The 13,929-nt window shown below is 57.8% G+C and carries 14 protein-coding genes; 2 read left to right on the top strand and 12 right to left on the bottom strand.

Annotated features, from left to right (window positions below; translation table 11 throughout):
* Positions 1-409 precede the first annotated feature (409 nt).
* Positions 410-853 (top strand): cyanase, encoded by a 444-nt coding sequence (gene cynS, locus A9404_RS11315; protein WP_066101659.1) that lies wholly within the window; start codon positions 410-412, stop codon positions 851-853.
* 201 nt (positions 854-1,054) lie between these two features.
* Here the strand turns inward: cynS and A9404_RS11310 are convergent, their stop codons facing one another.
* From A9404_RS11310 to A9404_RS11295, 4 genes are all read right to left on the bottom strand, one after another.
* Positions 1,055-1,582 (bottom strand): REP-associated tyrosine transposase, encoded by a 528-nt coding sequence (locus A9404_RS11310; RefSeq protein ID WP_066101656.1) that lies wholly within the window; start codon positions 1,580-1,582, stop codon positions 1,055-1,057.
* 283 nt (positions 1,583-1,865) lie between these two features.
* Positions 1,866-2,480 carry a CinA family protein gene (locus A9404_RS11305; protein ID WP_197490341.1) on the bottom strand — a complete coding sequence of 205 codons (615 nt, stop codon included), beginning with the start codon at positions 2,478-2,480 and terminating at the stop codon, positions 1,866-1,868.
* A gap of 79 nt (positions 2,481-2,559) precedes the next feature.
* The gene (locus tag A9404_RS11300) at positions 2,560-3,294 is read right to left on the bottom strand and encodes a hypothetical protein (RefSeq protein WP_066101648.1); all 735 of its coding nucleotides are present in this window, start codon (positions 3,292-3,294) and stop codon (positions 2,560-2,562) included.
* A gap of 44 nt (positions 3,295-3,338) precedes the next feature.
* Positions 3,339-3,860 (bottom strand): methyltransferase family protein, encoded by a 522-nt coding sequence (locus tag A9404_RS11295; protein WP_066101645.1) that lies wholly within the window; start codon positions 3,858-3,860, stop codon positions 3,339-3,341.
* A gap of 115 nt (positions 3,861-3,975) precedes the next feature.
* Here A9404_RS11295 and A9404_RS11290 point away from each other — a divergent pair, with 115 nt between their 5' ends.
* Complete coding sequence (locus A9404_RS11290; RefSeq protein ID WP_082922932.1) at positions 3,976-4,644, top strand: TetR/AcrR family transcriptional regulator; 669 nt, start codon at positions 3,976-3,978, stop codon at positions 4,642-4,644.
* Positions 4,645-4,702: 58 nt separating this feature from the next.
* Here the strand turns inward: A9404_RS11290 and A9404_RS11285 are convergent, their stop codons facing one another.
* The 8 genes from A9404_RS11285 to A9404_RS11250 all read right to left on the bottom strand — a co-directional run bounded on the left by A9404_RS11285 (position 4,703) and on the right by A9404_RS11250 (position 13,736).
* Complete coding sequence (locus A9404_RS11285; RefSeq protein ID WP_066101642.1) at positions 4,703-5,098, bottom strand: YchJ family protein; 396 nt, start codon at positions 5,096-5,098, stop codon at positions 4,703-4,705.
* Positions 5,091-5,381, bottom strand: a complete 291-nt coding sequence (locus A9404_RS11280; RefSeq protein ID WP_066101640.1) for an MTH1187 family thiamine-binding protein — start codon at positions 5,379-5,381, stop codon at positions 5,091-5,093. The genes A9404_RS11285 and A9404_RS11280 overlap by 8 nt, the downstream gene beginning before the upstream one ends.
* A gap of 37 nt (positions 5,382-5,418) precedes the next feature.
* Complete coding sequence (locus A9404_RS11275; RefSeq protein WP_066101637.1) at positions 5,419-6,300, bottom strand: restriction endonuclease; 882 nt, start codon at positions 6,298-6,300, stop codon at positions 5,419-5,421.
* Between the two features lie 12 nt (positions 6,301-6,312).
* Positions 6,313-9,456: a type I restriction endonuclease subunit R gene (locus A9404_RS11270; protein WP_066103288.1), complete on the bottom strand. Its 3,144-nt coding sequence runs from the start codon at positions 9,454-9,456 to the stop codon at positions 6,313-6,315.
* Between the two features lie 213 nt (positions 9,457-9,669).
* On the bottom strand, positions 9,670-10,158 hold the full coding sequence (locus A9404_RS11265; protein ID WP_066101633.1) for a hypothetical protein: 489 nt from the start codon (positions 10,156-10,158) through the stop codon (positions 9,670-9,672).
* Positions 10,155-10,862 carry a DUF3800 domain-containing protein gene (locus tag A9404_RS11260; protein ID WP_066101630.1) on the bottom strand — a complete coding sequence of 236 codons (708 nt, stop codon included), beginning with the start codon at positions 10,860-10,862 and terminating at the stop codon, positions 10,155-10,157. Before A9404_RS11260 ends, A9404_RS11265 begins: the two co-directional genes overlap by 4 nt.
* Positions 10,859-12,091, bottom strand: a complete 1,233-nt coding sequence (locus tag A9404_RS11255) for a restriction endonuclease subunit S (RefSeq protein WP_197490340.1) — start codon at positions 12,089-12,091, stop codon at positions 10,859-10,861. The genes A9404_RS11260 and A9404_RS11255 overlap by 4 nt, the downstream gene beginning before the upstream one ends.
* 10 nt (positions 12,092-12,101) lie before the next feature.
* Complete coding sequence (locus A9404_RS11250; protein ID WP_066101625.1) at positions 12,102-13,736, bottom strand: class I SAM-dependent DNA methyltransferase; 1,635 nt, start codon at positions 13,734-13,736, stop codon at positions 12,102-12,104.
* Positions 13,737-13,929 lie beyond the last annotated feature (193 nt).

The raw sequence follows: 13,929 nt of genomic DNA, 5'->3' as shown, positions 1-13,929 counted from the left end.
GCCAGATCACACCGAAGTACGCCACAGCGCCATTTCAGGCGTTTTTACGCCATTTTTGATCGCCCATGATCCCGCCATCCCAGGCCGAAGTCGCCACATTGTTAACAATTGATCGGACATTGTCCGGTCGACCGGACAATCTGCCCGCTCGCCTCCGGGAAAATCGCCCGACTCGCCCAATTCCCGGGCAGTCATCGCCCCCCGGCATCCATGAAAATTCAGCACTTCCGGATCGCTTCCGGAGCCAATTTCTGCCGCACAACCGCAGTGCAACAAGGGTCCGGTCAAATCGTCGCTATCCGCAATATTCCGGCATTGCACCGATTGGCAAGGTTTTTGAAAGAGAAACAGACGAGGCACCACCTTGGTGCTGTACACCTACCCCAAGAAGACCCGGAGAACGCACGCCATGATGACCAAAGAAGCCCTGACCGCCCTGATCCTGGAAAAGAAGGAAGCCCTGTCCCTGAGCTGGGAAGCCATTGCCAGCGGCATCGGCCTCTCCCCCGTATTCGCCGTCTCCGCCTGCCTCGGCATGAACAGCCTGAAGGAAGAGCCGGCCAAGAAACTCGTCACCCTGCTCGAACTGCCGGCCGACGCCCTCGCCGCCCTGATGGCCTGCCCCACCAAGACCTGGGACAAGGTGATCCCGACCGACCCGCTGATCTACCGCTTCTACGAAGTCATCGGCGTGTATGGCCCGACCATGAAAACCCTCATCCACGAGAAGTTCGGCGACGGCATCATGAGCGCCATCGACTTCAGCATGCATATCGACAAGGAAGAAAATCCGGCCGGCGACCGCGTTGTCGTCACCATGAACGGCAAATTCCTGCCTTACAAGTCCTGGTAAGTCGTTCCGAAAGGGGCAGCCTGCTTCAACCAACACGGGCGCCGCAAACAAAAAACCTCCGAATCCGTCGGAGGTTTTTTTCATACAATCCCGCTATCCATGTAGGTTGGGGTAAGCGCAGCGCACCCCAACAATCCCAACAATTCCATGATTTCTCCGTAGATTGGGCCAAACTCCACCCAACGCAAACATCGGTCGGAATCACCGTTCCCCAAAGACACCCTCGATACCCACGGCCCCACCCCACCCGCGCGGAACCACGCCCGCCGAAACATATCGATGGATGCTGGAATACGGCCAAACCTCCGGCAGATCCACATACCCATGCTTCACCGGGTTGTAATGGATGTAATCCACATGCCGTGCAAAATCGTCGTCGTTCCGAATCGCATGCTCCCAATACCGACGTTGCCAGATACCCCGCTCGCCTTTGGCACTCCGGCTCGCGGAGATGGTTTCGCCTTTAGGCACGTTTTTGGAAAAAGCCGCCTTGATGAGCATCCACCGGGATGCGTAATCCGCGTCGCCTGATGGCAGCGTCCAAATCGCATGCAGGTGATCGGGCATGACCACGAAGGCATCGATCTCAAACGGATGCCTGTGCATCACGGTATTCACCACCTCGCGCAACACATCCACATGCTCGACCAACAATCGCCGACGCCGATCCGCCAGATTCACGGTGAAGAAATAAGTGCCGCCTGCCAGGCGGGCGCGCCGGTATTGCATCCTCGCAATCCTCATTCAATCCTTCGGGAAAACCCGGCACGAGCCGGAGACGAAAACGTGTTGGGGTGCGCGTTGCTTACCCCAACCTACAAACACCATACGGCAAAAGGCCGCACCATCAGCCAGACCACGCCGTAGGTTGGGGTAAGCGAAGCGCACCCCAACAATCCCAACAAACCATGCCTCCCCCGGAGCACCGTAGGTTGGAGAAACGAAGCACAGCCCGTAGGTTGGGGTAAGCAACGCGCACCCCAACAACCAATGCCCCGCCCAAGCCCCCGCCTCAATCCGCGGCGGCACCGTCGAACCAGCCCCCGGTTTCCAGGTGATTGAGCACCCCCTGCATCGCCATGACCACCGCCTGATCGCGCACGGCCAGCCGATCGCCGGAAAAATGGAACTTCACCGACATGAACGACGGCCCCGGCCGCCGATCTGTCCCTGCCTCGCCCACGCGGGAAGCGGATGAGGCCACTGCAGCCTGCCCCCGAAACCGCCAGGCAATCCAGACCGTCCCCACCGGCTTCTCGGTGCTCCCGCCCCCCGGCCCGGCAATACCGCTGATGGCCACCGCATAATCCGCCTCGGCCCGTTCCAGCGCCCCGGCCGACATCGCGGCCACGCACGGGCCACTCACCGCCCCGTGTTCCGCGAACACCGCCGAGGGCACACCCAGCAGGCGCATCTTCGCGGCATTGGTGTACGTCACCCAGCCACATTCGAACCAGGCGGAACTACCCGCAATCGCCGTGATCGCCTCGGCCAACCCGCCGCCAGTGCAGGATTCGGCGACGCACAACGTCCGCCCCGCATCCTGCAACGCATGGCCCAGGCGTTCGGACAGGGCAAGCATTGCCGCACGATCCAGCGGCTTTGGAGGAGAAGATTCGTCAACCATACCGATATGTCTCGCTTTACAGGTTCCATGGGAACGGAGGCTCGTCTTTTGTCGTGCCGCTCAACGATCGAATCGCCAATCATGCACATGGGCGCACCGCTGAATGGGTATTCACGCCATCAGGATACCGGTGCGTTGCCAGGCGATAGAATATCGCCAAGTGTATCGCCGCCAGAAGCGGCACCAGGAATGCCGGAATCAGAAGCCAGGGCAGGCTGGTCATGAGGGCCGTGCCAGGTTCGACGAAAATCAGTTGCGTGGGGCCCGGTGTCGACACGGCACCAAGACCGACTGCCAACACCAGATCGAGCGATCCGAAAGTATTCCAGATCCACAGGGCTGTGCGCCCCGAACGCCCTGCTTGATGATGCAGCCACCAGGCCAGCGGCACGGCCGCCAGGCCCGTCAGCACATCCCCCCAACCGGCCAGCGGGGCAAAAGGCGCGGGCAACCGTCCCGCCGTATACAAGATGAGGAACAGCACGCCGAGCACGCGGATCGCATGCAAGGCCACGATCAGTTCTAGCGGCACCGACTGCAAAGCCAAACGCCCGTCGGGACTGCGTAACACCAACACGACAAGCACCACGATCGGCAGTACGACGGCTACACCGAGACCAGGCGTCCCTAGCCCGCTCGGATAGGAGAGTATTCCCGTAGCGGCCATCCCCACAACGAACACGAACCACAGAACCAGGCCAGCGGCAATTCGGAGCCGCACAGACATCGTCTGACCGAATCCGACCGAGACTACCGCGATCGCAATAGCCGCGCTGGCAGTCAAGATACTGGAAGCAAGCAAATCAATCGACATGATCAAACCCTCCCGAAACACATAAAAACAGACAGAGCGAAAAATCACTCATCCCGAGCACATACCGTCGCCCCACCGTATCGCGAACGACCGAACCAACGGTGGACTCGATGGCGGTAATCGCCATACGGCCCACCAAACAGCGTCGCCAGTGCCCGTTCCTCCGGCAGAATCTGCAAGAAGGTCACCACCACCACGAATAGCGGCGGCACGAGCAGCCCGACCAGATTGCCGAGCCAGATGGCCCAGCCGGTCAGAAGCAGCAGCAAGCCCAGATACATCGGATTGCGCGTGAAAGCGTACGGCCCGACAGTCACCAGCTGGCTCGCCCTGTAGGGATCGCGGGGATCGATGGTGGTGTGGACGTGTCCGAACACCCGGGCCGCCCAGGCAACCAGCGCCACCCCCAGTATGCCCATGCTGATCGCAGCGATACCATTCATCCAGCCCAAACCACCGACAACGGTCGCCTGAGGCAGAAACCGGTGCAGGCCATAGATCAGCACACCAGCCACCGCGGCATAGATGGGTGGCGGAACGCGCGTCCTGAACAGTGAGAACCTCATCCCGAACCCTCCCGATGTAACCCACCCGACACACTGGTACCGATCAGTACCAGCAAAGTCATGCTAAGGTACCAATCGGTACCAAGTCAACCGAAAAAACCTAGGAAGTCGACAATTGAATCAAACATCCGCGGACACCCTCGACCGGAACCCCGACCAGAACCCGGACAAAATCCATGCGCGCCAACGCATCCTCGATGCGGCTTTGGCCGAATTCACCCGCCGGGGCTACGCCAAAGCCTGCACTCTCGCGATCGCCACCCGCGCCCGTGTATCCAAACGGGACCTGTATGCTCTGGTCGGAAAAAAGGAAGACATGCTACTGGCCTGTATACGGGAACGAGCCCAGCGGTTCCGCCTGCCCGCCAACCTGCCTGAACCCACGGACCGGACCATCCTGGAGAAGCTACTTGCGACGTTTGGCACCCGCCTCCTGCACGAAGTCACCGATCCCGCCGTTATTGCCCTATTCCGGCTGGCAATCGCCGAAGCAACACGCGCACCGGAAGTGGCCCAAACACTCAATGGCGTCGGCCGCGGGTCAAGCCGGGCCATTCTGGGTGAGCTGCTGAAACAAGCGCGTGACGCCGCGCTTGTCGAAGGGGATACGACCGAACAGGTAGAATCCTTCCTGGCCCTGCTCTGGGGCAACCTGATGCTCGATCTATTGCTTGGCACCAGCGAACGCCCCGACGAAACGGCGCTGGCCCAGCGCGCCCGTCACGCCAGTGATGCCTTTCTCAGGCTCTACCCGGCGCCCGATCGGCCCCCAACGCAGAAGTGATTCTCGATAGCGTCACCCAAAAGAGGCTTGGGGCACTTCGCTCAGTTTACGGATGAACTCACGCGCCAATATCGCCATCCACATAAAACCAGCGCCCGTCCACCCGCTCGAACCGGCTGCATTCCTGCAACCGCTGCGCCTTGCCGCCGCCCACCCGCCAGCGGGCCAGGAAACATACCTCGCCGTGCGTATCAGCCGCACCGCCCGCCGCGACTTTGTCGATCCGCAGGCCCAGCCACTTCACCGGCTCACCCTCGTCGAGGTCCAACTGGGCCGGCCGGGTGCGCTCGTGCCAAGTGTCGAGCAGATAAGGCGCATGGGCCTGGGTGAACGCCGTATAGCGCGAGCGCATCAACTGCTCGGCCGTCTCGGGCAAGGCACCCGCATCGATAAACCGACCGCAGCAGGCGGCATACGCCTTGCCGGAACCACAAGGGCAGAGAGATTCAGCCATCGTTGCGCAACGCCTTGCCCGCCAGGGTCGGTTCCTTGTCCGTGCGGGTTTCGAGCTTGAGATAACTCACGAGCCGCACGCTACCCTCGCGATGCAACACCGCGTGCACCTCAGCCACCGCCGCCAAAATTTCGTTCAATTCGCCTTCGATGTTCGTGCCGGAAGCATGGGTCTCGACCAGGAAATCATGCGCCGTCAACAACGCCACCACGCGCGTGACCTCCTCCCGTACCGACACCCCATTGCCGATGGGGATGACTTGCAGTTCAGCGGTGGCTTTCATGTCAGATTTGTCTCCGGAGTTTGTTGTTTAACGATCCTTATTCAGCTGGAGCCAAAAAATAAATTGGCCTTAATGGGAGTGCATCGCGTTTATCCAACACCACCTGATCTTGGTATTCGATCCATAAATCGACTAACCGCTGCCGATTAATGAGCGTGACTCGCCGCCGCTCTTGATGCCGAGCCAGGTCCGTCGCGTCTTTAGAAAAACCACCCGTAGTAACAAAAATCCCGACATCGTCTTCGTTAATCAAGGCGAGGAAGGAACGCAACTCCTCAACGCCAATCGTATCCTTGCGGCGCTTTACCTGAACCTTTATACGCGGAGGCTTTGTACCGAGCGGATCGCTATAAGCCACAATGTCGAGACCCGCGTCTTTACCGGGTGGCGATACCCAATTCACGTGATAACCCATCGCTTCCAGAAGCGCGGCGACCATATCCTGCAAATCATAGGGATCAATATTTTCCAGATAAGCAACTATTTCCTTCCAAGCCTGCTCTTCGGCTTCTTCGAATGTGATGGTTGCGTCTCGCTCATCCTCGGGTTCCTCCGGTGTCGCAGCGACGGGCGTGCTTCGGCGCCATTTCCAGTAGAGCCGCGATGCTTCACGGTAAAAGGCTTCAGGTTTGGGGTAGGTGATTAGCGCTTCCTGGCCAATTTCTGTAATCGACCAAGTACCTTTGCTCTTGGTCATCCATCCAGCCTTCACTGCATCGACGGTGGCAAATCTTAGAATCTTGTCGAAACGTCTGCCGCCCGTCTCGTACGCCCCTGCCTCGTGTTCGGTAAGTTGGAGCCGCGAAGCGGCGGCGTCAATTGCGTCACGGGCCGCGATACCATCCGGGTGCTCAAGCAATACGTGGAACAGCGTTTGCAACAACAGACCGGTTCGCTCTCTGGTTATACCCTTTCCCATGTCACCTCTCCCTTATCCATTCGCCCACTCATCAGACAACCGTTCCGCCTGCTCCAGCACCAACCGGATCGCCTCATCCTGCTTGTCTGGTGGATATTTATAGCGGCGTAGCGTGATGCGCACGAGGTTGCGCAGCCGGGCACGCACGCTTTCGCGTTTCTGCCAGTCCACGGTGGTGCTGTTGCGGAGTTTTTCCGTCAACTCGAAGGCGATCTTTTTCAGCACCTCGTCACCCAACTCTCGAACGGCACTTTCGTTGTCAGTCAGGGCATCGTAGAAAGCGAGTTCCGATTCGTTGAGGCCCAGGTTTTCGCCGCGCTTGGCTGCCTCGCGGAATTCCTTGGCCATCTCGATCAATTCTTCGATCACCTGCGCGCTTTCGATGGCTCGGCTGCGGTAACGGTTCAAAGCCGCCAGCAGGCGATCGCTGAATTTCTTTTCCAGAATTACATTGGTTCGGCTGCGCGATTTGATTTCATCATTGAGCAACTTTTGCAGCAGCTCGACAGCAAAATTGCGTTGGGGGAGTTCACGCACCTCTTCCAAAAAGGCGTCGGACAGGATGCCAATATCCGGCCGATCCAACCCAGCCAGTTTGAAAATATCGTCCACACCCTCGGCAATAACAGCGTTATCCAGAATTTGTTTGAGGACGGCATTCTTTTTGTCTTCGGAGAGTTTCTTGTCGGTCTCCGTTGCCTTGGCGATCACACTCTTGATGGCCTGGAAGAAAGCGATCTCTTCCCGTAATTCAATGGCCTCATCCAGAGTGCCACACAGCGAAAACGCTTTGGTAATCGCAACCACCACATCGGCCCAGCGCTTCTTGCCATCGTCTAGTCCCAACACGAAGTTGGCGGCCGGAAGGAGCAAGCTGGTCGCATGGGTGCGATACGCCGCATAGTCGAAGCCGTGCAATAACCCACGCGCCACGTCCATCAGTTCCTTGAGCTTGGCTAATGCTTCCGCCGAGTCGAGCGTCGGCTGGCCTTTGCCGCGACTTTCCGTGTAAATCTTCAGCGCCCGGCGCAGTTCGGCGGCGATACCGATGTAGTCCACCACCAGACCACCTTCCTTATCGCGGAACACACGGTTCACGCGCGCGATGGCCTGCATCAGGTTGTGATCACGCATCGGCTTGTCGATGTACATGGTATGCAGGCACGGCACGTCGAAGCCGGTGAGCCACATGTCGCGCACAATCACCAGTTTGAGTGGGTCTTTCGGGTTCTTGAAGCGCTTTTCCAATTGCTTCTTGGTGGTCGTGTTGTAGATATGCGGTTGCAACAGCTCCTTATCCGCCGCAGAACCGGTCATGATGACTTTGATCGCCCCCTGCGCCGGGTCGGTACTGTGCCAGTCTGGTCGCAATGCCACGATGGCGTTATAGAGATGGGCACAAATATCGCGGCTCATGCCCACAATCATGCCCTTGCCTTCCACAGCCGCATTGCGCGCCTCGAAGTGTTGCACGATGTCCGCGGCAACTTCGCGGATGCGCGGTTCTGCCCCGACCAACTTCTCCAAAGCGGCCCACTTGCTCTTACCCGCCTCACGGAGCGCGATACTTTCTTCATCCTCGAAGATTTCTTCGACCTGATCGCTAAGCTGTTCGATCTCCAGCTTATTGATATCCAGCTTGGCCAACCGACTTTCGTAGTAGATCGGTACCGTAGCGCCGTCGTCCACAGCATCCTGAATGTCATAGACACTCACATAGTCGCCAAACACCGAGCGGGTATCCTTATCGCTGGACTCCACCGGCGTACCGGTAAAGCCCACGAAGGTGGCATTAGGCAAAGCATCACGAAGATGCTTGGCAAAACCGTATTTGTATTTACCCGATTTCTTGTCGAGCACGGCACGGAAGCCATACTGCGAGCGGTGCGCCTCGTCGGCAATGACGACGACGTTTGTTCGCTCCGTCAAACGTGGGAACTGATCTTCATCTTTGTCGGGCGAGAATTTTTGCACTGTCGTAAAAATGATGCCGCCGGATGGACGCCCATTCAGCAGTGTACGTAGCTGCTCCCGGTCTTCCGCTTGTTGCGGTGTTTCCTTCAGCAATGCTCGCGCACCGGCAAAGGTCTGGAACAACTGCCCATCCAGATCGTTGCGATCGGTGACCACGACAATCGTCGGGTTGCGCATCTCCGGCTGCTGCATCAACTTGCCGACAAAGCACACCATCGAAATGCTCTTACCCGAACCTTGGGTATGCCAAACGATACCGCCCTTGCGCGAGCCGGGCACGACCCGCTTGCCATAATCAGCACGTTCCTCAGCAACCGCATCTGGCGCAATCACCGTAGCCGCAACTACCGTGGCCCGCACGGCCTCCCGCACGGCATGAAACTGGTGATACCCGGCGATCTTCTTGATGATGCCGTCGTCGCCCTGCTCGAACAGAATGAAGTAACGCAGATAGTCCAACAGCAACTCGGGCGCGAAGAAACCTCGCACCATTTTCTCCAACTCAAACTCCAGCAGTGGCCGGTCGTTTTCGTTTCTCAAGGTGCGCCATGGCATGAACCGCTCACGATCGGCAGTGAGCGAGCCCACGCGCGCGTGCAGACCATCCGAAATCACCAATGCTTCATTGAACACAAAGAGATCGGAAATTTCTGCCTTATAGGTTTCGATCTGGTTGAAGGCCGACCAGATATCCGCTTGCTCAGTTGCCAGATTCTTGAGCTCAATCACCGCAATAGGAATGCCATTGATGAAGCACACCAAATCCGGGCGGCGCGGTTGCTTGGTGCCCTGCACCGTGTACTGATTCACCACCAGAAAGCGGTTTTGCTCCAGGCGCTCGAAGTCAATCAGCCGCACGCGGTCACCGCGTTTCTCGCCATCGCCTTCCACCTCCACCGGCACACCGTCGAGCAGCGTCTCGTGGAAAGCGCGATTGTTCAGGATCAGCGAGGGGTGCCCCGGCTTGGCAATCTGGTGTAGCACCTCATCCAGCGTTGCCTCCGGAATCCCCGGGTTCAGGCGATGCAGCGATTCCTTAAGCCGGCCCGTCAGCAACACCCCACGGTAGTCCTCGCGCTCGGGGATATCGCCGTCCGGCGCGATATCCGGTCCGTGACGGTATTCCCAGCCGGAATCCTGGAACCAGGTGATGGCGAGTTGTTCGAGATCATCTTCGGTCATCGCGTGTCCGGCCAGAGTTTGCATCTAAATAAGAAATCCGTTAATAATCAGTTAACTATGAAGCCAACCCATACAACAGTGGCTCGGCTCCTAAATGACGTTTCTAGCCCTCAAGCTTGACCCAGGGCTAGCCGATATCTAGAATGTCGTCAGTCTCATCCACCAAGTGTGGAAGGAGCATCCGAAGCCCTGCGGTAGCAATGCCGTGGGGCTTCAGCCATTTTGGGATTCCCAAAACGCCGTCCATTCCGCTTCAAAAGTTGCTCTACGGTGCGACCTCAGCTCTGCGTAAGCGGTTTTCAGCACGTAGTAATCGCTACGTTTGGCGAGCACCACCGCAAAATCATGTGCCTTGGCCCATATCACCACATGGGTGTTGCCCTGCCGTTGGTTCTCCCACCACAAGAAACCGTCATTTCCTGCATTCTCAATTACCCATCGAATCCAGCGAATGCGCTCGCATCTCCGTAAATCGGGAATTCGGTCATCTTCATTTCGATTGTTCCGATCCGGCGCTTCCGAAATCGTATGCCAGAAGCTGTAGCCCTTCCCTCGCGTTTCCGGCCGAAACTGGGCACTCACCCGCATCCCGCGAAACTGCACACCCACGCGCACAAAGCTATCCAGAAACGCCTCGTAAATCCTGTCCTCATAACTGGCCCAGTCGCCCTCAAAAGGCAGCAGATCTGGCGGCTGGCTCATAGTTCCGCCTTGGACCGCCAAACCAGCAAATTGAATTTCTCGACGCGTGGCGGTGTAGAACGCAGCAGATCGTGCCCGCTTCGCTCCCGTATGCGTTGAATGACGGCCTGCTTCGCAGGAGAGCCATCCAGGTTGCGATGCAGGTGAGACAAAGCGCCAATCATCAAATCTGCGATCTGGAGTAGCGGCACATCGTGTGAGTGCACCTGCTCGATGGACGCGATTCGCTGTCGGTCGAAATCGTAGTGCCTGTTGCACAGCACTTCATGGAGCTTCCGCACCTTCGTCTGTCCGCGCGTATCCTTGATGTCAAGAAACACACGGAAGCAATGCTGATCGTCCACCAGATGCGTCAGCAGCAGATACCACATCTTGTAGTAGAAATCGTCATGCGACTGATTGAATCGTCCATGATCCAGTACCGCCTTTTCCGGCACGACAACGGCGCGAAAACGCAGCAAAGGTTCGTCGAAAAAAAGGTCCACGAGCGCGAGATAGAAATCGAGTCCAGCCGGTGAAATCTTGGTCCACTTGATCTCGAAGGTGGGGGGCAAACCGAACTGGTCACGAATGGCTTTGACCTTGCGCCCCAGCGCTGCCCGGTGTGATGCAGAGCACCATACGGCGCCGAGCACCATCGACTTCTGATGATCGTGCTCCAGGTGGCAGGATTCATCGCAATAGATATGGATTACATCGTTCATGCGATCGCCTCCGTCATCTTTTCATCTTGTGGCACGCGCAATTCGCCGGAGAGGAGTTTGGGAAGGAGCGTCTCGCGGATGTTTTCCAAGGCCTGAGACTCTTGTTTGTTAGCAAACAATCGATCTCGCAAGGGCTCAGCAACGCGATCAAAAGCTTGCCGTAACTCATCCGGCGACCAAGCAACCGGCAAACGATAGACATTGTTTCTGTTAAGCCCGGGCACCGCAGCATCTGTATTCATGCGGTCAAGGCCAAGCGTCTGCAAAAGGTAATAGCAATAAGTCAGTTGGACCTTAGGTACTACATAAAAAACGGTGTCGATTGGAAAGAACGACCGATCTTCCCAATAGAGGCTACCGACTGTACCTTTACGTCCAACAATTATTCCGGGGCCATCTACCAAATGTACGCTGTGGTATCCAGTTATTCCGCCTGATCCATAGACTGGCACTGGCCCGTCAATGCGATCACTCGCTTTGAGTGCTTTTCCGTAGGCAAGCTCCATGAAGTCGTCCACACGCTTTTGCTCCCACCCCTCGGGAATCTCGCCGAGTTCGGAATCGACGAGGCGGTCGGGGAAGAGGGCCAAGAGGTCGGGGGTGAGGTGCAGGCGTCGGCAGATGGATTCGAGCGGTTCGCCGTTGGCCTTGGCGCGGACGGGGTCGAAGTCGACGAACCAGGATTTGAAGATCGCCCGCGCGATGCCCTCCAGCGTTTCGTTCATGCGGCGGTTGAGTTCGATCTTATCGTCGAGGGTGCCGAGGGTGTGGGCAATTTCACGTTGTTCGCCCAGAGGAGGAACCGTAATAGGGAAATCTGGAAAGTCGATTAACGGAATTCTGTCAACGGTGCTCCCATGAACCGTTCTAGAACGCAAGAATGCCTGAAATGCGGGGCTCAGATATTGATACAAGAAGAATCTTGAATCGAGCACAGTCTCTTTAGTGCGCACAAGCCCCATGCGGCGTCCTAAACAGCAACGAAGACCATCTGGAATTAGTGCAGCCTCACCAAGGCGGGTCTCATAGGAAAACACAACATCACCGGGGCTTGGTGTTACACGGCGAGTCCAGGTGATGAAGTCTTCTTCCGACAAATGTTCAACATTGGAGAGATTCAGCCGACCATGGTCAAGCGAGGTTATGCCCAGGAAAATTGGCCCGGTTGCAGTTTTCTTAGGCGTCGCGTGTGGACCGTCAAACACTTCTGCGACATCACCAATTCTCACTGTCAGCCACTCACCCACCATAACCCAGCCTCGCCAGATTCTCGCGAATCACTGCTTCCAGCCGCCCGCTCTCGCCGAACTGCTCGTTCAGCTGCGCCGTGAGCCGCACCATCTTTTCCTCGAACGGTTCGCCGTCGTCCTCCTGCTCCGCCGCGCCGACGTAGCGACCGGGGGTGAGCACGTAGTCGTGCTTTTGGATGTCTTCGGGTTTGGTGGCTTTACAGAAGCCCGCTTCGTCCGCGTAGTTCTCGCCTTTTTTCCAGGCATGAAAGGTGTCCGCAATCTTGCGAATGTCTTCGGGCGCAAAGTCGCGCAGCACGCGGTCTTTCATGTAGCCGAGGTTGCGGGCGTCGATGAAGAGAGTTTCGCCTTTGCGGTCGCGGGTGCCGTTGCGCGCTGATTTGCTGCGGGTGAGGAACCAGATACAGGCGGGGATCTGGGTGTTGGTGAAAAGCTGGCCGGGCAGCGCGACCATGCATTCGACCAGGTCGGCTTCGATGATGGCCTTGCGGATTTCGCCTTCGTTGTTGGTGTTGCTGCTCATGGAGCCGTTGGCGAGCAGCAGGGCCATGCTGCCGTGCGGCGCCAGGTGGTGGATCATGTGCTGCATCCAGGCGAAGTTGGCGTTGCCGGCGGGCGGGATGCCGTATTTCCAGCGCGGGTCGTCGTCCTTCACGCCGGCGTTCCACTCCTTCATGTTGAAGGGTGGGTTGGCCATGATGAAGTCAGCGCGCAGGTCGGGGTGCTGGTCGCGGGTGTAGGTGCTGGCGGGTTCCTTGCCGAAGTCGAAGTCCATGCCGCGGATGGCCATGTTCATGGAGGCCAGACGCCAGGTGGTGGGGTTGGATTCCTGCCCGTAGACGGAAAGCTGGCCGAGCCTGCCGCCGTGCTCCTCGACGAATTTCTCCGACTGCACGAAGAAGCCGCCGGAGCCGCAGCAGGGGTCGTACACGCGGCCCTGGTAAGGCTCCAGCATTTCGACGATGAGGGTGACGATGCTCTTGGGCGTGTAGTACTGGCCGCCTTTCTTGCCCTCGGCCATGGCGAACTCGCCGAGGAAGTATTCGTACACGTGGCCGAGGATGTCTTTGGCGTGAAGTGTGCCGTGTTCAAACGGGATTTCGGCGATAAGGTCGATGAGCCCCGGCAGCGCGGAGTCGATCTGCTTGCGGGCGTAGTCTTTTTCCAGCACGCCTTTGAGTTTGGGGTTTTCCTTTTCCACGGCTTCGAGCGCATCGTCGAGCAAGCGGCCAATACCTTTGAATTCATATACGGAGGTCTTGCCGTTCTTGACCTCCAGCAGGGTGCCAAGGGCGACCTTGGCGTTGGCTTGGAGGAAATCCCAGCGCGCCAAGGCCGGCACCCAGAAGACATTCTTTTCGATGTAGTAGTCGCGGGCTTCAAGTTCCTGTTCGATCAGGCCGGCCCCATCTTCGCCCAGGAAGTAATCGTTGGCCGGATCGGTGAACGCAGCCTCTAGCTCTTTGCGTCGCTCTTTAAACGAGTCCGACACGTATTTGAGGAAGATAAGACCAAGCACGACGTGCTTGTAGACGGCGGCGTCGAGCATTGGGAGCAGCTTATTCGCGGCGGTCCAGAGTTTCTTGTCGAGGCCATTGAGGAAGTGCTGTTCGTCTTGATTCATGAGTTTCCTTTACTGCGAGTTGCCCACGAACACGAGGCAAAACGGTTTACGCGCTCTACTAAGTTCATTGCCCGAATCATCGCACAAATAGCAATGGCAACGAATGGAATATGGCATCAGACCGGCGATGCGCGCCACTGGAGTAGATGCCCGACTCACCAATGTACGGCATCACGGCTCCCGTATATCGAGA

It is taken from the genome of Halothiobacillus diazotrophicus (genome assembly GCF_001663815.1).
Lineage (GTDB): Bacteria > Pseudomonadota > Gammaproteobacteria > Halothiobacillales > Halothiobacillaceae > Halothiobacillus > Halothiobacillus diazotrophicus.
The sequence above is the reverse complement of the archived record's forward strand: the minus strand, read 5'-3'. Positions and strand labels throughout refer to the sequence as shown.

Excerpts from the sequence above, each read along its gene's own strand:
- A9404_RS11295 (WP_066101645.1), bottom strand. The coding sequence starts at position 3,860 with ATGAGGTTCTCACTGTTCAGGACGCGCGTTCCGCCACCCATCTATGCC.
- A9404_RS11260 (WP_066101630.1), bottom strand. The coding sequence starts at position 10,862 with ATGAACGATGTAATCCATATCTATTGCGATGAATCCTGCCACCTGGAG.
- A9404_RS11280 (WP_066101640.1), bottom strand. The coding sequence starts at position 5,381 with ATGAAAGCCACCGCTGAACTGCAAGTCATCCCCATCGGCAATGGGGTG.
- A9404_RS11275 (WP_066101637.1), bottom strand. The coding sequence starts at position 6,300 with ATGGGAAAGGGTATAACCAGAGAGCGAACCGGTCTGTTGTTGCAAACG.
- A9404_RS11310 (WP_066101656.1), bottom strand. The coding sequence starts at position 1,582 with ATGCAATACCGGCGCGCCCGCCTGGCAGGCGGCACTTATTTCTTCACC.
- A9404_RS11305 (WP_197490341.1), bottom strand. The coding sequence starts at position 2,480 with ATGGTTGACGAATCTTCTCCTCCAAAGCCGCTGGATCGTGCGGCAATG.
- A9404_RS11250 (WP_066101625.1), bottom strand. The coding sequence starts at position 13,736 with ATGAATCAAGACGAACAGCACTTCCTCAATGGCCTCGACAAGAAACTC.
- A9404_RS11265 (WP_066101633.1), bottom strand. The coding sequence starts at position 10,158 with ATGAGCCAGCCGCCAGATCTGCTGCCTTTTGAGGGCGACTGGGCCAGT.
- A9404_RS11285 (WP_066101642.1), bottom strand. The coding sequence starts at position 5,098 with ATGGCTGAATCTCTCTGCCCTTGTGGTTCCGGCAAGGCGTATGCCGCC.
- cynS (WP_066101659.1), top strand. The coding sequence starts at position 410 with ATGATGACCAAAGAAGCCCTGACCGCCCTGATCCTGGAAAAGAAGGAA.
- A9404_RS11300 (WP_066101648.1), bottom strand. The coding sequence starts at position 3,294 with ATGTCGATTGATTTGCTTGCTTCCAGTATCTTGACTGCCAGCGCGGCT.
- A9404_RS11270 (WP_066103288.1), bottom strand. The coding sequence starts at position 9,456 with ATGACCGAAGATGATCTCGAACAACTCGCCATCACCTGGTTCCAGGAT.